The following is a 21968-nucleotide window of genomic DNA, read 5'->3' as shown; positions in this document are numbered from 1 at the left end:
GGCGCACAATAGCGAACTTCAAGATTCAAAGCCTGACCACCGGTCGGGCCCATTTTTGTGTCATCTACCAAATCCTCTCTCGCCGCGCTGACCTTGGGCGCCATCGGCGTGGTGTACGGCGACATCGGCACCAGCGTGCTGTATGCGATGAAAGAGGTGTTTGGCTCCGGCCATGTCCCTTTCACGCCCACCAACGTCTACGGCATCCTCTCGATTTTCTTTTGGACCCTGACCACCATTGTGTCGGTCAAGTACGTGGTCTTGGTGCTGCGCGCCGACAACCATGGTGAAGGCGGCTTGGTGGCCATGTTGGCGCTCGCTTCGCAATCGGTGAAAGACCGCCCGAGAACCCGCAAGGTTTTGCTGATCGTCGGTATTTTTGGTACCTGCTTGTTTTATGGCGACGGGGTCATCACCCCCGCTATTTCGGTGTTGTCGGCCGTCGAGGGCTTGGAGATCATCTCGCCCACTTTCAAAAAGTCGGTCATCCCAATCACCTTGGTGATTCTGTTCCTGCTGTTTTGGGTGCAAAAGCGCGGCACAGCAGGCATTGGCAAATTCTTTGGGCCCATCACCCTGGTTTGGTTTCTTTCCATCGCGGTGTTGGGGGTTTCGCACATCGTGCAGCGCCCCGAAATCCTGTTGGCCATCAGCCCGCATTACGCCTTGAGCTTCATGTGGAATGAGCCAGGCACCACCTTCATCATTTTGGGTGCGGTGGTCTTGTGTGTCACGGGTGGCGAGGCGCTGTATGCCGACATGGGCCACTTTGGCAAAAAACCCATTCGCCTGGCCTGGTTCAGTGTGGTCATGCCCTGCCTGACCCTGAACTACTTTGGGCAAGGTGCCTTGCTGCTGGCCGAGCCCGCAGCGGTCAAAAACCCTTTCTACATGATGGCGCCCGAGTGGGCCTTGCTGCCTTTGGTGGGTTTGGCCACCATGGCCACGGTCATTGCGTCGCAAGCGTTGATTTCGGGGGCCTTCAGTGTGACCAAGCAGGTCATTCAGCTCGGTTATCTGCCCCGTTTGGAAGTTCAACACACCAGTGAGACCGATACTGGGCAAATCTACATGCCCTTCGTCAACTGGGGCTTGTTTGTGGCCATTGTTTTGGCCGTGGTCATGTTCAAGTCGTCGAGCAACCTCGCAGCGGCCTACGGCATTGCGGTGTGCACCGACATGCTGATCACCACGGTGCTGACCTTTTATGTGATCCGGTATGCATGGAAATTGCCTTTGGCCTTGTGCATTGGCGCGACGGGCTTTTTCTTTGTGGTCGATCTGGCGTTTTGGGCCTCCAACATGCTCAAGCTGTTGGACGGTGGTTGGTTCCCGCTGTTCATTGGTGCAGTCGTGTTCACGCTGATGCTGACTTGGCACGATGGCCGACGCTTGCTCAACGAATCCTTGCGTTCTGACGCTTTGCGTTTGCCCGATTTCTTGGAAGCCGTGTTCATTTCCCCGCCCACACGTGTCGAGGGCACGGCCGTGTTTTTGACGGCCGAGACAGGCGCAGTGCCCAATGCCTTGCTGCACAACCTCAAGCACAACAAGGTGTTGCACGAGCGTAATTTGTTTGTCACGGTGCGCAGCCACGAGGTGCCGCGGGTGGACGTCGGGCAGCGATTGGATGTGACGCCGCTGGGGCACGACTGCTGGCAAGTCATCGTCAGCTATGGTTTCAAGGACAACCCCGACTTGCCAAGCGCCTTGGCCACCATTGAAGGCGAAGGCTACAAGCTCGACCCAATGACGACCAGTTATTTCTTGTCACGAGACATCGTGATTCCCACCATTGGCGGCGGCATGGCCACTTGGCGCGAAAAACTCTTTGCCCAAATGCACCACAACGCCAGCGGCGCTGCGGCCTTTTTGAACCTGCCCACCAACGGTGTGGTGGAGCTGGGCTCGAAGATCGAAATTTGATCGGGGCCAGTTGATCGGGGTCAGACCCCGGTTAAACCAGCGAGCCCATCGCCTCGCCCATCACGATCGGGCGCGTGGGCGTCCAGTCGGTGTTGAACCGCATCACCCCTTGGGGGAAAAGCATCACCACGGTGGAGCCGAGCAAAAACCGGCCCATCTCTTCGCCCTGGGCCAGGGCGATGTTGCCCATCTCGTAGGTCCATTCGCGCACCGAACCCGGACGCGGCGGGTTGACCACCCCGTGCCACACGGTGGCCATGCTGCCCACGATGGTGGCGCCCACCAACACCATCACAAACGGGCCTTGCTCGCCTTCGAACACACAGACCACGCGCTCGTTGCGGGCAAACAGGCCAGGCACGCCGCGTGCCGTGGTCGGGTTCACCGAGAACAAGTCGCCCGGCACGTAGATCATGCGCGTCAGCCGCCCCGCGCACGGCATGTGGATGCGGTGGTAGTCGCGTGGGCTGAGGTAGAGCGTGGCGAATTCGCCGTCTTGAAACTGTGCGGCCAGCGCTGCATCACCGCCCACCAGCGCGCGCGTGCTGTAGCTGTGGCCCTTGGCTTGGAAGATTTGGTCGCCGGCAATCGGACCGCATTGGCTGATGGCGCCATCCACCGGGCTGACCCAGTGGGCCTGGGCCAGTGGTCTGGCATCGCCGCGCAAGGGGCGGGTGAAAAATTCGTTGAAGCTTTTGTAGCTGGCCGTGTCCGGGTTGGCCGCCTCCGCCATGTTCACGTTGTACCGGCGCACAAAGCGGTCGATGATGCCGGTGGTCACGCTGCCCCACTGGCTGCTCGCCACCCAGCCCGCAAAGGCGGTCAGGGCTTGTTTGGGGATCAGGTACTGCGGCAAGACCGCCAAACGGTCAGAAAAGGAGCTGGACATGTGGGGGCCGCCGGGGCGTTGCATAACAAAGGCTTGATTTTATCGGGCTGCCCATGCGGGCGAATGTGTGCAGTGGCGCAGGTGAAGATTCGCGAGCAGGGGCTCGCTCCCACAAAAAATCTGCTCTGCTCCCACCAACAGCAGCCCTGCTTCCACAAATGGCTGCACTTTTCCCTGTGGGAGGCCGCCCCTGCGGCCGAATGGGTGCAGTGGTGCAGGTGCACTTTCGCGAGCAGGGGCTCGCTCCCACAAAAAATCTGCTCTGCCCTCACAATCATCTGCGCTGTTCCCACAAATGGCTGCGCTTTTCCCTGTGGGAGGCCGCCCCTGCGGCCGAATGTGCCTGCCACAGCAGGCACAATCCGGGGCATGAACACCCCATTGCTTTCTGTGAACCACCTGGTCAAACGCTATGGCGAGGCCACAGTGGTCAATGACCTGTCTTTCCACATCGAGCCCGGAGAATGCCTGGGCGTGATCGGCCCCAACGGTGCGGGCAAAACCACCACGCTGCGCATGTGTCTGGGCTTGTCTGAGCCGGGCAGCGGCAGCATCACGTATTTTGGCGACCAACAAATGCCCCGCGATGCGCTCGCCATCAAAGCGCAGCTGGGCGTGGTCGCGCAGATGGACACGCTGGACCCGGACTTCACCGCCGAAGAAAACCTGCTGGTCTTTGGCCGTTACTTTGGGCTGCCCGACGCCACCATCCGCGAACGCATCCCGCAACTGCTGGAGTTTGGTGCGCTCAGCCACAAAGCCAAATCCAAGCCCGGTGAGCTGTCGGGTGGCATGAAGCGCCGCTTGAGCCTGGCCCGCGCCCTGATCAACCACCCGCAATTGCTGATGTTGGACGAGCCCACCACAGGTCTGGACCCGCAGGCGCGACACCTGATGTGGGAGCGCCTGCAGGTGCTCTTGCAAGAAGGCAAATCCATTTTGCTCACCACCCACTTCATGGACGAGGCCGAGCGCTTGTGCAGCCGCCTCTTGGTGTTGGACCAAGGCCGCAAGATTGCCGAAGGCAAACCCCGCGACCTGATCGCCGAGCACCTGGAGCCCGAGGTGGTGGAGGTGTTTGGCCAAGGCGCCGTGGCACTGGCGCAAGAGGCCAGCCTGAAAACTCTGGCAGGGCGGGTTGAGGTCAGCGGTGAAACCGTTTTCTTCTACACCCAAGACAGCCGCGCCTTGATGCACGCACTCGAGGCCTGGCCCACGCTGCGCACGCTGCACCGACCTTCCAATCTGGAAGACCTGTTCTTGAAATTGACCGGACGCCAGATCCGAGAGGAGGGCTGAGACATGAGTCAAATTCAAAACAACATCTGGGCCGCGCCCCGTCTGTCCATGCGCTGGTGGCCGGTGTTTCTGCGCAATTGGCTGGTCTGGAAAAAGCTCGCCATCCCCAGTTTGGTGGGCAACATCGCCGAGCCGCTCATGTGGCTGGTGGCCTTTGGTTATGGCCTTGGTGCCTTGGTCGGGCAGATCGAGCTGGGCGGCGAAAAAGTGCCTTACATCCTGTACTTGGCCAGCGGCAGCATCTGCATGAGCGCCATGAACGCGGCCACGTTTGAGGCGCTGTACTCCGCGTTCTCGCGCATGCATGTGCAAAAAACCTGGGACGGCATCATGAACGCCCCGGTGCGCCTCGATGACGTGGTGCTGGCCGAAATGCTCTGGGCGGCGTTCAAGGCGCTGTTCACCGTCACGGCCATTTTGGGGGTGATGCTGGCGCTGGGTATCAGCCACAGCTGGAAGCTCTTGGTGGCCTGGCCCGTGTTGCTGGGCGTGGGCATCACCTTCAGCTGCATGGCGCTGATCTTCAACGCGCTGGCCAAAGGCTACGACTTCTTCACTTATTACTTCACCCTGTTCCTCACGCCCATGATGTTCCTCTCGGGCATCTTCTTCCCGCGAGAGCAGTTGCCCAGTTGGGTGCGCGTGATCGCCGATTGGTTGCCGCTGTCGGTGGCGGTAGATTTGGTGCGCCCGCTGTTTTTGGACCGCTGGCCTGACCAAGCGCTGCAGCATGTGCTGGTGCTGGCGGGGTTTGCCGTGGTGTCGTTCTGGATTGCGTTGGCGTTGACGAGGAAGCGGTTCAGGAGTTGAGAGTCAAGATTAGGCTGGAAGCAGACCTTGCAAAAATTCTGCCGACTGGCAGCAGCCGACCCAAAGCAGCCCTTCACAGGTAACAAAAAACCACCCGAAGGTGGTTTGGGAGTGAAGATAAAAGTAGTGAGTTAGAATTTATAAACCAATCCAAGAGTCGCGATTGGATTTAATTGTCCATTAAATTTGTATGGAGCAATGACCTCATTATTATTACGCGTTGTGCCAGATGAAAAGTTACCAGTATTAATTAATCCGACACCTAAGTCTAAAATTAATTCTTGAGAAATATCATACATGAGGCCTATATCAAATTTGTATGCAAGAGCTAACTGTGTACCCCCCTTTGGAGAGTTATAGTTACCCTCATTTACTGTCCCCATAGAGTTAATTGACGGACCAATTCCAGCTCCAATATAAGGATTTAAACCATTATTAAGTGGTAGTGTGTAGTAAACGCTTGCTAAAAAAGTATCTGATTTTAAAGATGCTGAAAATGGTGTTGCATTTGATTGGTTATATGTACCATTGAAACTGTTAAAATCAGTTCCCCATGTTGTTTTGCCAAAATTCACTCTGTAATAGCTTAAATCAGACCTGATGCTATCTGAAAATTTATATCCAATCTTTGCTCCAAATGTCATTTGAGAGTTAGTAGCCACGTTACCCATCTTGCCTGTTGGACAATTACTGCAAACATAACCTGAAGCTCCAGCATAGTCAGAACTTGGAGATGGCTTATTAGCCTGAGTTCCCAAAAAACCTTCTATGTAAAAACCTTTAAAGACACTTTGGGAAAATAACGGACATGTGAATACAGAAAATAGAGCACCAAGTAGAATTTTTTTCATATTATTCCAAAGAATTGAACTGTGTTCGAAATCTAGGGAGATAGGCCTAACAGGATGCAAGGTCAGCTCGAAGAGATGTTCGGATAATCTTACCGAAAATAGCCTGTAGTTTTTAATAGTGGTTTTCCCACCCCTGATTCGTCAACTGAATCCAATAAAACAAGATTTCTTGGAGTAATCTCACGGGCTAATTGGGTGTTTGGCCTGCCCAGCACGATTTGAATGTGCAGCTTAGCCTTTAGAGGGATGCTACCTCTAATAGCCCAAAGTCTCTTACTGGCCGACAGCTGCACCTCCGCTTGCGACGATCGCTGACAACAATCGCTGCAAAGCAGACACCGCCATCTTTAACTGCTGGCCAGCTACTCAACCCACGCCATCTGCCTCAGCAAGCACTGTGTTTCCAAATCGTAGTGCTCCATCGCAAACGCCCACGCCTGAACTCCCAACCTTGCACGCTCAACAGGGTCTTCGCAAAGCGCAACCACTTGCCGTGCCAGCCCTGCCGGGACAAAGAATCCACAAGTTGATGTTCATGGTACGTGGCTTGGTTTTGAACCATCGCATGTCCACCGGGTGTCAGGGAGCTGAGACCTCGCCCCGTTAAGATGGTTATTGAACCCTTTTATCTCGTTTTGAAGGAAAGAACATGAGCATCCAGACCGTAGGCATCATTGGCGCAGGCACCATGGGCAATGGCATCGCACAGGCGTGCGCCGTTTCGGGCATCCAAGTGGTGATGGTCGACATTTCGGACGCGGCCGTGGCCAAAGGCGTGGCCACCGTCGCCAGCAGCCTGGACCGTCTGGTCAAGAAAGAAAAGATCAGCGAAGCCGACAAGGCCGCTGCGCTGGGCCGCATCAAGGGCAGCTCAAGCTACGACGACCTCCAGGGTGCCCAGCTGGTGATCGAAGCCGCCACCGAAAACCACGAACTCAAGGTCAAGATCTTGAAGCAGCTCGACGGCATGCTGGCCCCCAAGGTGCTGATCGCGTCCAACACCTCGTCGATCTCGATCACGCAACTGGCCGCCGCCACGCAGCGTGCGGACCGTTTCATCGGCATGCACTTTTTCAACCCCGTGCCCATGATGGCGCTGGTCGAGATCATCCGTGGCCTGCAAACCAGCGACGCCACGCACGACGCGGTGCACGAGCTGGCGCTGGCGCTGGGCAAGACGCCGATCACGGTGAAGAACGCCCCCGGTTTTGTGGTCAACCGCATCCTGGTGCCCATGATCAACGAAGCCTTCTTCGTGTTGGGCGAAGGCCTGGCCGAAGCCGAAGCCATCGACGCGGGCATGAAGCTCGGCTGCAACCAACCCATTGGCCCGCTGGCGCTGGCCGACATGATCGGCCTCGATGTGTGCCTGGCCGTGATGGAGGTTTACCTCAAGGAGTACGGCGACAGCAAATACCGCCCCAGCCCCTTGCTCAAAGAAATGGTCGCCGCAGGCCGCCTGGGCCGCAAGACTGGGCAGGGCGTTTACAGGTACTGAGCTGTTGACTGCTGGGGCTGGGTGAGCGCGAGCCCCTGCTCGCGAATGTGGGTGCCCTGCTCACCCCTTCGACCACACCAGCATTCGGCTGCAGGGGCAGCCTCCTACAGAAATCCATCAGAGCGAGCGCGATGAACACCACGCACCACCCCGAAGGCCAGATCGACTGCACCGTGCACGGTGCAGTCCTTCAGATTTGCATCAACCGCCCGGCCAAGCGCAACGGCTTCACGCCCAAGATGTACCGCGAGCTGGGCGAGGCCTACACCCGGCTGGACGACGACCCCGCGCTGCGCGTGGGCGTGCTGTGTGCGGCGGGCGACCATTTCACGGCCGGACTCGATTTGCCCACCATTGCGCCGCTGATGCAACGCGGCGAAAAGGCCGTGCCACTGGGCCTGGTGGACCCGCTCAACCTGGGCATGGAGGGCTACCGCCGCCGCACCAAGCCCATGGTGGTGGCGGTGCAGGGCATCACCTACACGCTGGGCATTGAACTCATGCTGGCCGCCGACATCGTGGTGGCGGCCGACGACTGCCGGTTTTCCCAGTTGGAGGTGCAGCGCGGCATCATGGCCACGGGCGGCGCCACGCTGCGCATGGCCGAGCGTGCGGGCTCGGGCAATGCGCTTTTGCATTTGCTGACGGCCGATGTGTTCGACAGCGCCGAGGCGCTGCGCCTGAACTTTGTGCAAAAGGTGGTGCCTGCGGCAGGCTTGCTGGCCGAGGCCCTGCGCATTGCGGGGCAAATTGCCGCGCAAGCGCCTCTGGCAGTGGTGGCCACGCGCCAGAACGTCCTCAAGGCCGTGGAGCACGGCCCACTGGTGGCGATGCACGATTTCATTTCGGTGCAGAAAACGCTGTCCAACAGCGAGGATGCGGCCGAGGGTGTGCGCTCGTTCGTCGAAAAACGGCCGGCCCGCTTCACCGGAAGCTGAGTCGGATCAAGCGCTCGGTCACAATCGACGCATGACCGAACCGAACGCTTTGCACCCCTACGCCGAACTCACCCCGGACCGGGTGATGGACGCTTTGACCGACCTCGGGCTGTGGCCCGATGGCCGCTTGTTGGCGCTCAGTTCTTACGAAAACCGCGTGTACCGTGCCCACCTGGATGAACCGGTCCAAGGGGCATCGGCGGTGGTGCTCAAGTTTTACCGGCCCGGACGCTGGCGCCGAGACCAAATTCAGGAAGAACACGACTTTGCTGCGGAGCTGGTGGCCGCCGAAGTGCCCGTGGTCGCGCCCATGGCCTTGAACGGGCAAACCTTGCACCACACGCCAGGGTTTGACTTTTCGGTCAGCCCTTTGCGCGGCGGCCGAGCGCCTGAGTTGGATGATTTTGACGTGCTGGAGTGGATTGGCCGCTTTCTGGCCCGCATCCACACCGTGGGGGCAGCCAAGCCCTTTGTGCACAGGCCCACGCTCGATGTGCAGACCTTCGCGCTCGAGCCTGCCGAGTGGCTTCAAAAAAACCAAATGATTCCTCTGGAGGTGGAACGCGAATGGCGCGAGGCATTGTTGCCTGCGCTGGCTTTGATCCAAGAAGCCTTTGCCCAGGGCGCAGCAGATAGCCGCCTGATTCGTCTGCATGGCGACTGCCACCCCGGCAACATTTTGTGGACCCCCGCTGAGCTGCCCGGCGGCGGCCCGCACTTTGTGGACCTGGACGACGCCCGCATGGGGCCTGCCGTGCAGGATGTGTGGATGCTGCTCTCGGGTGACCGCGGGCAGCGCACGCAGCAGCTGTCGGCCTTGCTGGACGGCTACGAGCAGGTGCGCGACTTTGACCGCGCTGAGCTGCGCCTGATCGAGCCGCTGCGCACCTTGCGGCTGATCCACTACAGCGCCTGGCTGGCGCGGCGTTGGGAAGACCCGATTTTCCCGATCAACTTTCCGTGGTTTGGCACGCCCGACTATTGGCGCGGTCAGGTGCTCATGCTGCAAGAGCAGGTCGAGCAGATGCAGGAAGCGCCGCTCAGCGTGTGAGCTCAGCGCCTTGCCGGTTGCACGCCCAGCGCCATCGCGCAGCCGATCAAGGCCGGTTGTTCGGCGCGGATGACGTAGGTCGGGATGCGCTTCATGTAGTTCTCGAAGCGGCCTTTGGCTTCAAACGCCGCCCTGAAGCCTGACTGCGCAAAGTAGTCGCCCAAGCGCCCGATCACGCCGCCACCCATGTAAATGCCCCCGCGTGCGCCCAGCGTCACGGCCAGGTTGGCCGCTGCGTTGCCCAGCATGCGGCACATGCGGTCCAGCGCTTCTTCGCAAGCTGCATCTTGCGCGGCCAGCGCGCGTTCGGTCACTTGCGCCGCCACCAGGTTTTCGGCCTCGGTGCCATTGAGTTCACAAATGGCGCGGTACAAGTTCTCAAGACCCATGCCCGAGACCACGCGCTCAACAGAAACATGGGGGTAGCTGCGCCACAAAATGCGCAGGATGTCGGCCTCGCGCGCGCAGGTGGGGGACAGGCTGACATGCCCGCCTTCGCCGGCAATCGGCACCCAGTCACCCCGGCGTGAGCGCACCAGCGAGGACACACCCAGCCCGGTGCCCGGACCGATCAGGCCTTTGGGCGCATCGGGCACCGGCTCGCCCGCGCCGATTTGTTGCAGGTCACTGCCCTGCAAGGCCGGCGCCGCCATGGCCATGGCTTCCCAGTCGTTGAGCATCAAGAGGCTGTCCAGCCCCAACGCCTGACGCGTGGCCTCGATGGAGAACTGCCAGTGGTTGTTGGTCATCTTCAGCGCATCGCCGTCGATGGGGTTGGCAATGGCGATGCAGGCTTGGCGCACCCCGCGCTGGCCCACCTGCTGCAGATAGCTGCTGGCGGCCTCCGCCAAATCGGGGAACTGCCCGGTGGGCAAGGTGACTTCATGCGTGATGGCGGAGCCGTCGCCGTGGACCAAGGCAAAGCGGGCATTGGTGCCGCCGATGTCGCCCAAAAGGCGTGGGCTGGGTGTGGGGTGTGCGTTCATGTGAGAAGGTCTCAAGCAGCAGGGGTTGGCGACAGGGGCCATCGGATGGACACGCACAGGCCGTGGGGCAGCACCTCATCCAGCTGGACCTGACCCTGATGGCGTTCCACGATTTCCTTGACGATGGCCAGGCCCAAGCCGCAGCCCTGTCCGACATCGCTGGCGCGGACAAAGCGCTCAAAGACCCGTTCGCGTTCTGCGCTTGTCAGGCCCGGCCCGGTGTCAGAGACTTGCAACAAGGCATGCGGTGGGGTCTGGGCATTCTCAGCGCGCACTCTGACGGTGACTTGGCTGCCGGTGCCCGCGTATTGCAGTGCGTTGTCGATGAGGTTGCTCAGGGCCTCGCGCACCAGCAGCTCATTGGCTTCGATCCAGACCGGTGCGGTGGCGCTGTCGTCCAGACCCAAGTCGATGTGGGCGCGCAGTGCGCGAGGCACCCATTCGGCGGTCAGTGATTGCGCCATGCGTTGCAGGTCAAATCGTTGGCGGTCGTGTGCCAACACAGATTCGGGCTCTGCCCGCGCCAGTGTCAGCAGCTGGTTGACCAAATGGGCGCTGCGGGTGGCGCTGTCGTGCACGCGCTGCAAGCGCGCCCGCAACTCGGGGTCAGTGGCCAATTGCAGGGCTATTTCGGTTTGGCTCTTCAAGCCGGCCAAAGGCGTGCGCAATTGGTGGGCCGCGTCGCCGATGAAACGCTTTTGTGTGGCCACGGTGTTTTGCACCGCCGCCAACAAGGTGTTGATGGCGGTGGCCAATGACCACAACTCGCGCGGCGCCGAGGCCAGCTGCAAAGGGGCCAGATCGGTGGGCGCGCGGCCTTCCACTTGCTGGCGCAGCCGCGCCAATGGCGACAAGCCCGCGCGAATGCCCAGCCAAACGATCAGCGTCATCAGCAGCACCAAGCTCGACATGGGCAGCAGCATGTCCACCAAAATTCGGCGTGCCAGCTCCTCGCGGTTGGCACTGCTTCTGGCGACTTGCACCAGCATGGTTTGTGGTTTGGCCGCGTCTTCGCCAAAGCGCAGGTAAATGCCCACCAGCCGCAGAGCCTGCCCCTTGGGGGCGTGCAATGCGGCGCGGCCATTCACCGGCATGGTGCCGTCGTAAAAATAGGGGGTGTTCAGCAGAATCTCTTCTTGTTTGTCCTGGACGGGGGGCAGAGGCAGTGACTGGTTACCCAAAATGAACTGGCCGGGAGGCGAGCTGACCATGTACAACTGGCGGTCTGTCGGATCGGCTTCCAGGACATCTTGTGCCGCACGGGGAAAGTCGATCAGCAAGCCATTGCCAATGGGCTTGAGCTGTCTGGCCAAAGACCGGCCCGCCTGCAAAAGGCTGGCATCGATGGCTTGGTTGGCATAACCGGCGGCAAACCGGTAGGTGGCAAAGCCGCCGGCCATCCACAGCACCAACTGGGGCAGCAGCAGCCAGAGCAAAAGCTGGCGCACCAGGGATGCGCCCACTTGCCCTGTGGGCAGGCTGGCTGTGGCGGATGCTGTCATGCCCGGTGTCTCAAGAGGGGTCCCGGCGGGTCACGATGGGGCTTCCATCAAATAGCCCAAGCCCCGCACCGTGCGGATAACCAGTCCCGCGTCTTCGAGTTTGCGGCGCAGCCGGTGGATGTAGACCTCGATCGAATTGCCGCCGCTGGTTTCGCCCCCTTCGGCACTCCAAGCCTGGGTGATTTGCTCTTTGGTCACCACCTGGTCACGTTGGTTGGCCAAAAGTGCCAACAGGGTCCACTCGCGACCACTCAGCTCCAGTGCCATACCCGACACCATGGCGCGGCGTGAGGTGTGGTCCAGCGAGAGTTGTCCCAGCAAGGCCGAGGGCGTGTTGGGTTGGCTGCGCCTGAGCAAGGCCTGCAAACGAGCGACCAACTCTGGAAAGTCAAAGGGCTTGGTCACGTAATCGTCCGCACCGGCTTGCAGTCCCGCCACCCGGTCATCCAGCGCATCTCGCGCAGACAGCAAAAGCACCGGCAAGGCGGGTTGTGTTTGGCGCACATGTTGCAACACGGCCAGGCCATCCATCATGGGCAAGCCAATGTCGAGCACAGCGATGTCAAACCTTTGTTTTTGCAGCAAATAGTCGGCCACGGCCCCATTGGGCGCGTGCTCCACCTCAAAACCAACCCCGCTCAATTGGGTCTGCAGCGCGTCAGCCAGCATGGCATCGTCTTCGGCAAGCAACAATTTCATGCCCGCAAGCTTAATGGATGGTTCAGGCTTTGGCCCTGATTGGGCTTGCTTTGTCATTGGGGTTTAACCTAGTGTTAATTTATTAATGAAATATTAATAATCTGTCTGTCGAGGTCCAAACAGGCCATACCGCCACCTCGCACATTCAAACAGGCCTTATCGGCCACAACCGGGAGACTCTCTTGAAAGCGATGAAATTATTCCAGCGTTCGATCTTGGCCACAGCCGCTGTGTTGGCATTGGCAGCCCATGCCGGTGAAGTCGAAGTTCTGCACTATTGGACCAGTGGTGGCGAAGCCAAATCGGCCGCCGCGCTCAAAGCCACCCTGCAAGCCAAAGGCCATGTCTGGAAAGACTTCGCCGTGGCCGGCGGCGGCGGTGACAACGCCATGACCGTGCTCAAGTCGCGCGTGGTCTCGGGCAATGCCCCGGCTGCCGCCCAGATCAAGGGCCCCGCTTTGCAAGAGTGGGCGGGCGAAGGCGTTTTGGCCAACATCGACGATGTGGCCAAGGCTGAGAAATGGGACAGCTTGCTGCCCCCCGTGGTCGCTAACGTGATGAAGTACAAGGGCAACTACATTGCCGCGCCCGTGAACGTGCACCGTGTGAACTGGCTCTGGGCCAGCAACGCTGCGTTCAAGAAGGCTGGCGCCAAAGTGCCGACCAACTGGGACGAGTTCTTTGTCGCCGCTGAAGCCCTGAAAAAAGCCGGCATCATTCCCGTGGCACACGGGGGCCAAAATTGGCAAGATTTCACCACCTTTGAGAGTGTGGCTTTGGGTGTCGGCGGCGCCGACTTCTACAAAAAGGCTTTGGTCCAGTTGGACCCAGCCACATTGACCGGTGCCACCATGACCAAGGTGCTCGACACCTTCAAAAAGGTCAAGACCTACACCGACAAGAACGCCCCTGGCCGTGACTGGAACCTGGCCACCGCCATGGTCATCAAGGGTGAGGCAGGCATGCAGTTGATGGGGGACTGGGCCAAAGGAGAATTTGTGGCCGCTGGCAAAAAGCCCGGTGCTGACTTCACTTGCGCAGCCGCCCCGGGCACCGCCAAGTCCTTCACGTTCAACGTGGACTCGTTTGCCATGTTCAAGCTGAAGAAAGACGACAACACCAAGGCCCAAAAAGACTTGGCCTCGGCCATCATGTCCACCGACTTCCAGGAAGTGTTCAACCTCAACAAGGGCTCTATCCCGGTTCGCCTGAACATGAATTTGGCCAAGTTTGACGACTGCGCCAAGTTGAGCTCCAACGATTTCGTGGCCACAGCCAAGAGCGGGGGCTTGGTGCCATCGGTGGCGCACGGCATGGCCATTGGTTCGGCCACATCGGGCGCGATCCAAGATGCGGTCAGCCAGTTCTGGAACGACGACAAGATGAGCACGAAAGACGCTCAAACCAAGATCGCTTCGGCCGCCAAGGTCAAGTGAGTCTTTGAGCCGACCCAGGGGTCGGCTCACGCAAGCCACCCGAGTTTGCTGTTCATTGAGCCATCGGGCTGCAGGTCACAAGCTTGCAGCCCGCACGGCCTCCCGATCGGATCACCCATGACTTCATCCTCCCCACAGCAAGCCGCTTGGCTGCCCAAACTGGTCATTGCGCCCAGCTTTTTATTGTCACTGTTGTTCATCTACGGCCTGATGGCCTGGAACGGCTACCTCTCCGTTTCCGCTTCTCGTTTGCTGCCCAACTATGAATTCGTGGGCTTGCAGCACTACAGCGCGTTGCTGGACAGTGACCGCTTTCGCGTGGCCATGACGAACATGGCGGTTTTTGGTTTGTTGTTCATCGGTGGTGCGATGGGGCTGGGCGTCTGGCTCGCCATCTTGCTCGACCAAAAAGTGCGCGGCGAAGGCGTTTTGCGCACGATTTATTTGTACCCCATGGCCATCTTGTTCATCGTGACGGGTACGGCGTGGAAATGGATGCTCAACCCTGGCTTGGGTTTGCAACACCTGATGCACAGCTGGGGTTTCACCGATTTCAAATTTGAATGGCTGGTCGATCAGGACATGGCCATTTACTGTGTGGTCATTGCCGGTGTGTGGCAAAGCGCGGGCTTTGTCATGGCGCTGTTTTTGGCGGCACTGCGCGGCATCGACGACGCCATCATCAAGGCCGCTCAGGTCGATGGCGCGAGTTTGCCCACGATTTACTGGCGCATCATTTTGCCCAGCCTGGGACCGGTGTTTTTCAGTACCTTGCTGGTGGTCGCGCACCTGGCCATCAAGAGCTTTGACCTGGTCATGGCGCTGACGGCTGGCGGCCCCGGCTATGCCACCGATTTGCCCGCCACGTTCATGTATGCCACCGCCTTCACACGCGGGCAGATCGGTGTGGGTGCGGCCAGTGCCACCGTCATGCTGGCCACTGTGGCGGCCATCGTGGTGCCTTACCTGTATTCTGAATTGCGGAGCAAACGATGAACCGCTTGAACTTTCATCGCCTCGTTCTGTGGGCCATGCTGCTGCTGTTCGCTGCTTGGTTTTTGGTGCCGCTGTACGTGATGCTGACCACTTCACTCAAAGACGCCGAACAATTGCGCACAGGCAACTTGTTGAGCTTGCCCACCGCGCCCACGCTGGATGCCTGGTTCAAGGCCTGGGGCAGCGCGTGCACGGGTGTGCAGTGCGAGGGCCTCAAGCCCTTCTTTTGGAATTCGATCGTCATGGTGGTGCCTGCGGTGCTGCTGTCTACCCTGATCGGTTCCCTCAACGGCTATGTGCTCTCCAAGTGGAAGTTTCGTGGCAGCGAAACCCTGTTTGCCTTCATGCTGTTTGGCGTTTTCATGCCCATGCAGGTGGTGCTGCTGCCCATGAGCCAGGTGCTGGGTTGGCTGGGCGTGGCCAGCTCGGTGTGGGGCCTGATGCTGGTGCACGTCGTGGCCGGCATTCCGTCGACCACGCTGTTTTTCCGCAATTACTACATCGGCCTGCCGGACGAGTTGATCAAGGCTGCGCAGTTGGATGGTGCAGGTTTTTGGATGATTTTTCGCCGCATCGTACTGCCGCTGTCGCTGCCCATCTTGGTGGTCACGCTGATCTGGCAGTTCACCAACATCTGGAACGACTTTCTGTACGGTGTGGTGTTCTCGGGTGCGGACAGCAAGCCGATCACCGTGGGCCTGAACAATCTGGCCAACACATCGAGCGCCGTCAAGGAATACAACGTGGACATGGCCGCGGCCTTGATCGCGGCATTGCCCACCCTTTTTGTGTATGTGGTGGCCGGTCAATATTTTGTGCGCGGCCTCACGGCTGGCGCCGTCAAAGGCTAAAGGTAAAACACCATGGGCGCACTCGCCATTCGCAACATCCACAAGACCTACAAGGGGAACGTCCACATCCTCAAAGGCATTGATCTGGAGATCGCTGCCGGTGAATTCTTGATTTTGGTCGGTCCATCTGGCTGCGGCAAATCGACCTTGTTGTCGATGATCGCCGGGCTGGACCACCCCACCAGCGGCAGCATCCACATCGGTGAGCGCGATGTGACCCACTTGCCCAGCAAGGACCGCGACATCGCCATGGTGTTCCAAAGCTATGCGCTCTACCCCAACATGACCGTGGCACAAAACATCGCTTTTGGCCTGGAGATCCGCAAGGTGCCCAAGGCCGAGCGCAAAGCGGCGGTGGATCGCGTCTCGGCCATGCTGCAAATCGGTCACCTGCTCGACCGCAAGCCCGGGCAACTCTCGGGCGGGCAGCGCCAACGCGTGGCCATGGGCCGCGCCCTCGCGCGTGACCCCAAGCTGTTCTTGTTTGACGAGCCGCTGTCCAACCTGGATGCCAAGCTGCGTGTCGAAATGCGCGCCGAAATCAAGCTGCTGCACCAGCGCACCCAAACCACCACGGTGTACGTGACGCACGATCAGGTCGAAGCCATGACCTTGGGTGACCGCATCGCGGTGATGAAAGACGGTTGGGTGCAACAGTTTGGGACGCCCGCCGAAATCTACAACCGCCCTGCCAATCGCTTTGTGGCCGAGTTCATTGGCTCACCCGCCATGAACATGCTGGATGCTCAAAGGGTCGGCACAGCATTGACGGCGCATGGTGTGGAACTGCCCATCACCGATGTGCAAAGCGCCGCTGTGCAAGCGCACGGCCGTGCTGAGCTGGTTTACGGCCTGCGGCCCGAGAGCATTGGATTTGCTGCGCAAGGCTTGCCTGGCAAGCTGTGCATGATCGAGCCCACCGGTCCTGAAACTTATGCCACCGTGGACACCGCCGCGGGCAAGCTGACGGCCCGTGTGCCGGGCGTGCTGCAAGCCGCAGTGGGTGACGCAGTGCACCTGCAGTGGTCGGCAGAGCAGTCGCATGTGTTTGACCGCGCCAGTGGCGTGCGTGTAGGCTGAAGGGCTGGCGGGCTTGAGAGGCCCGCCAGCGCGGCTTGAAACCGCGCCAGCCTGATCAGGGCGCGCCGAGGCGTTCGGCCTTGCGCACCCGCCAAAACAGCCAACTGGCGATGCACAGGTTGAGCAGGTTCCATGCGATGCCGTTCAAAAAGGCGGCATGGTAACTGCCTGTCACATCAAACACCCAGCCCGACATCCAGCCGCCCAAGGCCATGCCCAGCAAAGTGGCCATGATCACCGAGCCCACGCGCGCGCCGGCTTCTTTGGGGTCAAAGTGTTCGCGGATGATGATGGCGTAGGCCGGCACGATGCCGCCTTGAAACAGCCCGAACATGGCCGAGACGATGTACAGCGGCACCATGCCGTCAAATGGCAAAAACATCAGCAGCGCCACGCCCTGCAAAAACGAACCCAGCAGCAAAGTGCGGATGCCCCCGATGCGGTCGCTGATCACACCAAACACCAGCCGACTGACGATGCCGCTGGCCAGCATGAGCGAGAGCATTTCGGCCCCGCGTGCTGCGCCAAAGCCCAGGTCGGAGCAATAGGCCACGATGTGGACTTGCGGCATGGACATGGCCACGCAACAAGCCACGCCCGCAACAAACAACAGGCCTTGGGCGTGCGCGGGCTGCAGACCAAAGGGGCGGCTGCGGTCTACGGGCGAAGCCTTGGCGTTGGCGGGTGCGAGGGTCACCAAGGGCGGGCGTTGGCGCATGCGCGTGGCCAACAGCAGCATGCCCACACCGCAAAAAACACCCAACAAGACATAGGTCTGGCGCCAGCCCAAAGTTTCCACGCCGTGCTGAACAATAGGTGGCCAAATCGTGCCCGCGATGTAGTTGCCGCTGGCACAAATGGCCACGGCAATGCCGCGCCGTCGGTTCCACCACAAGGCGGTGTCGGCCATCAAGGGCGCAAAGGTCGACGAGCTGCCAATCAGGCCCATCAAGCCGTGGGCCAGGCCAAAGGCCCAAATGCTGCCCGACATGCCTGCCCACACAAAGCCCCCACACACCGCCAATGCGCCGACCCACAGCACCGGCATCAGGCCATGGCGGTCCGCCAAACGGCCGGTGATGAGGCCGCCCAGCCCCAGGCAAATCATCATCAGGGTGTAGGGCAGCGACGCATCCGCCCGGCCCACCCCAAACTCGGTTTGCACGGCCGGCAGCACCACCGAGACGATGTACATGCTGCTGTTGCCCAGCACCACCAGGCCCAGCGTGGCCAGCAAGCGCCAAGCGGCCTGGCGGGAATCGATGAGGGAGGGGTCGGCGGGAAGGGTGTGCATGTCTGCAATCTAGCCGATGCGGGGGCCCCCGCTTGTCTTGTGGGTTACTGCATCCGTGCCTGCCTTGGGGGGAGGGGGCTGCAGTCATCTACTCGACAGTTCGCACGCAGCAGGCCCTGTACGCTGGCGCTTTCAGTTGCAGGAGCGACCATGAACGACCGTGCCCAATTCACCCGCATGCAGGACAGCACCCAGCAGGACTGGCAGCTGATCGCTGGCGAGTTCATGCAGTTCACCCAGACGCTGCCCGACAGGGTGATGGCGCACCTGAAGCTGCTGGACGGCGACTACGGCGGCTTTCCGGTGGACCGTTACACCCACTGCCTGCAAACCGCCACCCGGGCTCTGCGCGATGGGCGCGATGACGAGTATGTGGTGTGCGCTTTGCTGCACGACATCGGTGACACTTTAGGCAGCTTCAACCACCCGGACATCGCTGCCGCCATCCTCAAGCCCTTTGTGTCTGAAGCCAATCTTTGGATGGTGCAGAACCACGAGATTTTTCAGGGCTATCACTTCTTTCACCACATCGGCATGGACCGGAACATGCGCGACATGTTCAAAGACCACCCACACTACGCCCGCACCGAAGCGTTCATCGCGCTCTACGACGAACCGGCATTTGATTCGAACTACGACACTTTGCCCATTGAAAGCTTTGAGCCCATGCTGCGCAAGGTGATGGCGCAGCCGGTGAACTCGGTCTACAAGGACGCCTTGAAGGCCTGAATTCAAAGCAGCAAAAAAAGGGGCGGCACCCACAGGTGCCGCCCCTTTTTTTCTGGAGGTGAGCGCCGATCAGCTCAGCAGCGCGTTCACCCGCTTCACATAAGCCGCCGGGTCAGCCGGCAAGCCGCCTTCGGCCAGCAGGGCTTGGTCAAACAGGATGTGGGCCAGGTCGTGGAAGTGGACCGAGCCGTCGAGCTTCTTGACCAGTGCGTGCTCGGGGTTGACCTCGAGCACAGGCTTGACTTCAGGCGCTTGTTGACCGGCTTGCTTGAGCATGCGGGCCAGTTGCATGCTCATGCCGTCGTCGGTCACCACCAAGCAGGCGGGGCTGTCCACCAGGCGGCTGGTCACGCGCACGTCTTCGGCTTTGTCTTTCAGCGCTTCTTTGAGCTTGGCCAGCACGGGCTTGAAGGTTTCGGCCGCGTCTTCGGCGGCTTTCTTTTCTTCGTCGTCTTGCAGCTTGCCCAGGTCAAACGCGCCTTTGGCCACGCTTTGCAGCGGGGTGCCGTCGAACTCGTGCACAAAGTTCAGTGCCCACTCGTCGACACGGTCGGTCATCAGCAGCACCTCGATGCCTTTTTTCTTGAAGACTTCGAGCTGCGGGCTGTTTTTGGCGGCGGCCAGGGTGTCGGCGGTGATGTAGTAAATCGCGTCCTGGCCTTCTTTCATGCGGGCTTTGTAATCGGCAAAGCTCACGCTCACGGTGTCGCTGGTGGTGGACGCGAAACGCAGCAGCTTGGACAAGCGGTCTTTGTTGGCAAAGTCTTCGCCCAGGCCTTCTTTGAGCACCGCGCCGAACTCGGCGTAGAACTTGGCATATTGGCCCAGCTTGGCTTTGTCCTCGTCGCTCAAGACATCGGTGACGCCTTCAGCGCTTTCAGGGGCCTTGTCGTGTTTGGCCAAGTCTTCCAACATCGACAGCACGCGTTTGGTGCAACCTTCGCGGATGGCTTTGACGTCGCGGCTTTCTTGCAGCAGCTCGCGGCTCACGTTCAGGGGCAGGTCGGCAGAGTCCACCACGCCTTTGACAAAGCGCAGGTAGCTGGGCATCAGCGCTTCGGCTTCGTCCATGATGAACACGCGCTTCACATAGAGCTTGATGCCGGCCTTCTTGTCGCGGTTCCACAGGTCTTGCGGGGCTTTGGATGGGATGTAGAGCAGCTGGGTGTATTCGGTGCTGCCTTCCACCCGGTTGTGGGTCCAGGTCAGCGGGGCTTCAAAGTCGCGGCTGATCTGTTTGTAGAAGTCGGCGTACTGCTCGTCGCTGATGTCTTTCTTGGGACGGGTCCACAAGGCACTGGCTTTGTTGATGGTTTCCCACTCGCCGGTCTTGACCATGCCGCCGGGTTTGCGGCCACCGTTTTCGTCGTTCGGGTCGATCAGCTCGCCGTCTTGCCACTCTTCCTTTTCCATCAAGATGGGCAGGCTGATGTGGTCGGAGTATTTACCGACGATTTCCTTGAGCTTCCAGGTGTTGGCGTAGTCCAGCGCCTCTTCGCGCAGGTGCAAGATCACGCTGGTGCCGCGCTCGGCGCGTTGGATGGTCTCGACCTCGAAGTCGCCCGTGCCGCCGCTGATCCAGCGCACGCCTTCGGCCGCGGCCGCGCCTGCACGGCGGGTTTCGACCGTGATTTTTTCGGCCACGATGAAGCCCGAGTAAAAGCCCACGCCGAACTGGCCGATGAGTTGGGCGTCGGATTTTTGGTCGCCGCTCAGCTTGCTCATGAAGTCCTTGGTGCCACTCTTGGCGATCGTGCCCAGGTGGTCAATCGCTTCTTGCGCCGTCATGCCGATGCCGTTGTCGGTGATGGTCAGTGTCTTGGCGGCTTTGTCGAAGGACAGGCGCACTTGCAAATCGGGTGCGTCTTCGTAGAGGGCCGTGTTGTTCAGCGCTTCAAAGCGCAGCTTGTCGCAAGCGTCCGAGGCGTTGGAGATCAGCTCGCGCAGAAAAATCTCTTGGTTGGAGTACAGCGAGTGGGTGACCAGGTGCAGCAGCTGCGCGACTTCGGCCTGAAAGGCATGGGTTTGTTTGCTCATATCGGTTCAACAGGTAAAAAAACAAAAGATCAAGAAACCAAAACGCCCCACAGTTGGGGGCGTCTGGCGGGGTTTCAAGGGGTGTCAGAACGATTCGTTCGGCCCCAGATACCGCCAAGTGCCCGGGGGCATCTGGCCCAGTTGCACGCCGCCCATGCGGATGCGTTTGAGGCCCACCACCTTCAGTCCGACTTGCTCGCACATGCGGCGGATTTGGCGCTTTTTGCCTTCGGTCAGCACAAAGCGCAGCTGCTCGGGGTTTTGCCAGTCCACCTTGGCGGGCTTGAGGGCTTTGCCGTCCAGACTCAGGCCGTGGCGCAGACGATCCAGTTGGGCTTTGGGGAAGACGGCTTGCACGTTGGCGCTGACGCGGTCGAACTCGCCAATGGCAGTGAGCTGGTTGGCCTTGCCCCCATAGGTGGCCGATGCGGCGGCGGCGGCGGCGGTGTTTTCGTGGCCGGTATAGGCCACGCGCACCAAATACTCTTTTTCCATCTCGGAGTCTTCGCCAATCAGCTGACGCGCCACACGGCCGTCTTGCGTCAGCACCAGCAGACCGGTGGAGTCGATGTCCAGCCGTCCTGCGGGGGCCAGGCCTCTCAGGTGGGGCGGCGTGAAGCGCAGTTTGGACGGGTCTCCGCCCCAGTGGCTGCGTGGGTTGATCAGGGTGATGGCCGGTTCATGGCCATCTTCGGCCTGGCCGCTCACATAACCCATGGGCTTGTGCAGCAAGATGGTGACTTGCCGGTCCTGCTGTTGCTCAGCCGCTTTGTCGATGGTGATGCGGTCCGAGAGCGTGACTTGTTGGCCCATGCTGGCAGGCAGGCCGTTGACCATCACCCAGCCTTGCTCGATCCAGGCGTCGGCTTCGCGCCGCGAGCACATGCGCAGCTCGGCCATGCGCTTGTTCAGGCGCGAGGTGCCGCTGGGAGCGGCGGCGTCGCCTTTGCCTTCGGGTCGGGGGGCGCGTTGGAATGCGGGGGGCTGGGTCATGGGTCTGAATGGGCACTGAATGGGCCAAATCGGCCGAGGGCCAATTGTCCCTCTTTTGTGGGAGGCCGCTCCTGCGGCCGAATCGCCAATAGGGCATGGGCTT

General features: G+C 60.1%; 18 protein-coding genes and 1 pseudogene. 11 read left to right on the top strand and 8 right to left on the bottom strand.

Annotated elements, in window-relative coordinates; all coding sequences use genetic code 11:
• The first annotated feature begins 57 nt into the window (after nt 1-57).
• Entirely contained in the window at nt 58-1926 is a 1869-nt protein-coding gene (locus B9Z31_RS02440) for a potassium transporter Kup (RefSeq protein WP_199174418.1), read from the top strand.
• A 31-nt stretch (nt 1927-1957) separates the two neighbouring features.
• On the opposite strand, the gene asd is transcribed toward B9Z31_RS02440, so the two are convergent.
• On the bottom strand, nt 1958-2815 hold the full coding sequence (asd, locus tag B9Z31_RS02435; RefSeq protein ID WP_100118319.1) for an archaetidylserine decarboxylase: 858 nt from the start codon (nt 2813-2815) through the stop codon (nt 1958-1960).
• A 369-nt stretch (nt 2816-3184) separates the two neighbouring features.
• Here asd and B9Z31_RS02430 point away from each other — a divergent pair, with 369 nt between their 5' ends.
• A complete protein-coding gene (locus tag B9Z31_RS02430; protein ID WP_100117988.1) occupies nt 3185-4114 on the top strand; it encodes an ATP-binding cassette domain-containing protein in 930 nt (309 codons plus the stop codon).
• A 3-nt stretch (nt 4115-4117) separates the two neighbouring features.
• Nucleotides 4118-4924, top strand: a complete 807-nt coding sequence (locus B9Z31_RS02425; RefSeq protein ID WP_100117987.1) for an ABC transporter permease — start codon at nt 4118-4120, stop codon at nt 4922-4924.
• 131 nt (nt 4925-5055) lie between these two features.
• On the opposite strand, the gene B9Z31_RS02420 is transcribed toward B9Z31_RS02425, so the two are convergent.
• Complete coding sequence (locus B9Z31_RS02420) at nt 5056-5775, bottom strand: outer membrane protein (protein WP_100117986.1); 720 nt, start codon at nt 5773-5775, stop codon at nt 5056-5058.
• Between the two features lie 637 nt (nt 5776-6412).
• Here B9Z31_RS02420 and B9Z31_RS02415 point away from each other — a divergent pair.
• The 3 genes and pseudogenes from B9Z31_RS02415 to B9Z31_RS02405 form a co-directional block, all read left to right on the top strand.
• A pseudogene (locus tag B9Z31_RS02415) lies at nt 6413-7273 on the top strand (3-hydroxybutyryl-CoA dehydrogenase); the annotation flags it as partial.
• 131 nt (nt 7274-7404) lie between these two features.
• The gene (locus B9Z31_RS02410; protein WP_100117984.1) at nt 7405-8211 is read left to right on the top strand and encodes a crotonase/enoyl-CoA hydratase family protein; all 807 of its coding nucleotides are present in this window, start codon (nt 7405-7407) and stop codon (nt 8209-8211) included.
• Nucleotides 8212-8242: 31 nt separating this feature from the next.
• On the top strand, nt 8243-9262 hold the full coding sequence (locus B9Z31_RS02405) for a serine/threonine protein kinase (RefSeq protein WP_100117983.1): 1020 nt from the start codon (nt 8243-8245) through the stop codon (nt 9260-9262).
• A gap of 2 nt (nt 9263-9264) precedes the next feature.
• Here the strand turns inward: B9Z31_RS02405 and B9Z31_RS02400 are convergent, their stop codons facing one another.
• Genes B9Z31_RS02400 through B9Z31_RS02390 form a run of 3 tightly spaced genes read right to left on the bottom strand, consistent with a single transcriptional unit; the run spans nt 9265 to nt 12449 of the window.
• Nucleotides 9265-10248, bottom strand: a complete 984-nt coding sequence (locus B9Z31_RS02400; protein ID WP_100117982.1) for a glucokinase — start codon at nt 10246-10248, stop codon at nt 9265-9267.
• Between the two features lie 11 nt (nt 10249-10259).
• Nucleotides 10260-11750: a sensor histidine kinase gene (locus tag B9Z31_RS02395; protein WP_100117981.1), complete on the bottom strand. Its 1491-nt coding sequence runs from the start codon at nt 11748-11750 to the stop codon at nt 10260-10262.
• Nucleotides 11751-11780: 30 nt separating this feature from the next.
• The gene (locus B9Z31_RS02390; RefSeq protein WP_100117980.1) at nt 11781-12449 is read right to left on the bottom strand and encodes a response regulator transcription factor; all 669 of its coding nucleotides are present in this window, start codon (nt 12447-12449) and stop codon (nt 11781-11783) included.
• Nucleotides 12450-12640: 191 nt separating this feature from the next.
• Between B9Z31_RS02390 and B9Z31_RS02385 the strand changes: the two genes are divergently transcribed.
• From B9Z31_RS02385 to B9Z31_RS02370, 4 genes are all read left to right on the top strand, one after another.
• Nucleotides 12641-13885, top strand: coding sequence for an ABC transporter substrate-binding protein (locus B9Z31_RS02385; protein WP_100117979.1), 1245 nt, complete (start codon nt 12641-12643; stop codon nt 13883-13885).
• 117 nt (nt 13886-14002) lie between these two features.
• A complete protein-coding gene (locus B9Z31_RS02380) occupies nt 14003-14881 on the top strand; it encodes a carbohydrate ABC transporter permease (RefSeq protein ID WP_100117978.1) in 879 nt (292 codons plus the stop codon).
• The gene (locus tag B9Z31_RS02375; RefSeq protein ID WP_100117977.1) at nt 14878-15732 is read left to right on the top strand and encodes a carbohydrate ABC transporter permease; all 855 of its coding nucleotides are present in this window, start codon (nt 14878-14880) and stop codon (nt 15730-15732) included. Before B9Z31_RS02380 ends, B9Z31_RS02375 begins: the two co-directional genes overlap by 4 nt.
• A 12-nt stretch (nt 15733-15744) precedes the next feature.
• Entirely contained in the window at nt 15745-16812 is a 1068-nt protein-coding gene (locus tag B9Z31_RS02370) for an ABC transporter ATP-binding protein (protein WP_100117976.1), read from the top strand.
• A 55-nt stretch (nt 16813-16867) separates the two neighbouring features.
• On the opposite strand, the gene B9Z31_RS02365 is transcribed toward B9Z31_RS02370, so the two are convergent.
• On the bottom strand, nt 16868-18106 hold the full coding sequence (locus tag B9Z31_RS02365) for an MFS transporter (RefSeq protein ID WP_100117975.1): 1239 nt from the start codon (nt 18104-18106) through the stop codon (nt 16868-16870).
• Nucleotides 18107-18256: 150 nt separating this feature from the next.
• Here B9Z31_RS02365 and B9Z31_RS02360 point away from each other — a divergent pair, with 150 nt between their 5' ends.
• The gene (locus B9Z31_RS02360; RefSeq protein WP_100117974.1) at nt 18257-18835 is read left to right on the top strand and encodes an HD domain-containing protein; all 579 of its coding nucleotides are present in this window, start codon (nt 18257-18259) and stop codon (nt 18833-18835) included.
• 69 nt (nt 18836-18904) lie between these two features.
• Here the strand turns inward: B9Z31_RS02360 and htpG are convergent, their stop codons facing one another.
• Entirely contained in the window at nt 18905-20872 is a 1968-nt protein-coding gene (gene htpG / locus B9Z31_RS02355; RefSeq protein ID WP_100117973.1) for a molecular chaperone HtpG, read from the bottom strand.
• A gap of 84 nt (nt 20873-20956) precedes the next feature.
• Nucleotides 20957-21865: a pseudouridine synthase gene (locus B9Z31_RS02350; protein ID WP_100117972.1), complete on the bottom strand. Its 909-nt coding sequence runs from the start codon at nt 21863-21865 to the stop codon at nt 20957-20959.
• Nucleotides 21866-21968: the final 103 nt, after the last annotated feature.

The organism is Limnohabitans sp. G3-2 (assembly GCF_002778275.1).
Lineage (GTDB): Bacteria > Pseudomonadota > Gammaproteobacteria > Burkholderiales > Burkholderiaceae_C > Limnohabitans_A.
The sequence above is the reverse complement of the archived record's forward strand: the minus strand, read 5'-3'. Positions and strand labels throughout refer to the sequence as shown.

Coding starts and splice junctions, on each gene's coding strand:
- B9Z31_RS02375 (WP_100117977.1), top strand. CDS start 14,878: ATGAACCGCTTGAACTTTCATCGCCTCGTTCTGTGGGCCATGCTGCTG.
- asd (WP_100118319.1), bottom strand. CDS start 2,815: ATGTCCAGCTCCTTTTCTGACCGTTTGGCGGTCTTGCCGCAGTACCTG.
- B9Z31_RS02380 (WP_100117978.1), top strand. CDS start 14,003: ATGACTTCATCCTCCCCACAGCAAGCCGCTTGGCTGCCCAAACTGGTC.
- B9Z31_RS02430 (WP_100117988.1), top strand. CDS start 3,185: ATGAACACCCCATTGCTTTCTGTGAACCACCTGGTCAAACGCTATGGC.
- htpG (WP_100117973.1), bottom strand. CDS start 20,872: ATGAGCAAACAAACCCATGCCTTTCAGGCCGAAGTCGCGCAGCTGCTG.
- B9Z31_RS02390 (WP_100117980.1), bottom strand. CDS start 12,449: ATGAAATTGTTGCTTGCCGAAGACGATGCCATGCTGGCTGACGCGCTG.
- B9Z31_RS02425 (WP_100117987.1), top strand. CDS start 4,118: ATGAGTCAAATTCAAAACAACATCTGGGCCGCGCCCCGTCTGTCCATG.
- B9Z31_RS02370 (WP_100117976.1), top strand. CDS start 15,745: ATGGGCGCACTCGCCATTCGCAACATCCACAAGACCTACAAGGGGAAC.
- B9Z31_RS02360 (WP_100117974.1), top strand. CDS start 18,257: ATGAACGACCGTGCCCAATTCACCCGCATGCAGGACAGCACCCAGCAG.
- B9Z31_RS02420 (WP_100117986.1), bottom strand. CDS start 5,775: ATGAAAAAAATTCTACTTGGTGCTCTATTTTCTGTATTCACATGTCCG.
- B9Z31_RS02410 (WP_100117984.1), top strand. CDS start 7,405: ATGAACACCACGCACCACCCCGAAGGCCAGATCGACTGCACCGTGCAC.
- B9Z31_RS02400 (WP_100117982.1), bottom strand. CDS start 10,248: ATGAACGCACACCCCACACCCAGCCCACGCCTTTTGGGCGACATCGGC.
- B9Z31_RS02385 (WP_100117979.1), top strand. CDS start 12,641: ATGAAATTATTCCAGCGTTCGATCTTGGCCACAGCCGCTGTGTTGGCA.
- B9Z31_RS02395 (WP_100117981.1), bottom strand. CDS start 11,750: ATGACAGCATCCGCCACAGCCAGCCTGCCCACAGGGCAAGTGGGCGCA.
- B9Z31_RS02405 (WP_100117983.1), top strand. CDS start 8,243: ATGACCGAACCGAACGCTTTGCACCCCTACGCCGAACTCACCCCGGAC.
- B9Z31_RS02350 (WP_100117972.1), bottom strand. CDS start 21,865: ATGACCCAGCCCCCCGCATTCCAACGCGCCCCCCGACCCGAAGGCAAA.
- B9Z31_RS02365 (WP_100117975.1), bottom strand. CDS start 18,106: ATGCACACCCTTCCCGCCGACCCCTCCCTCATCGATTCCCGCCAGGCC.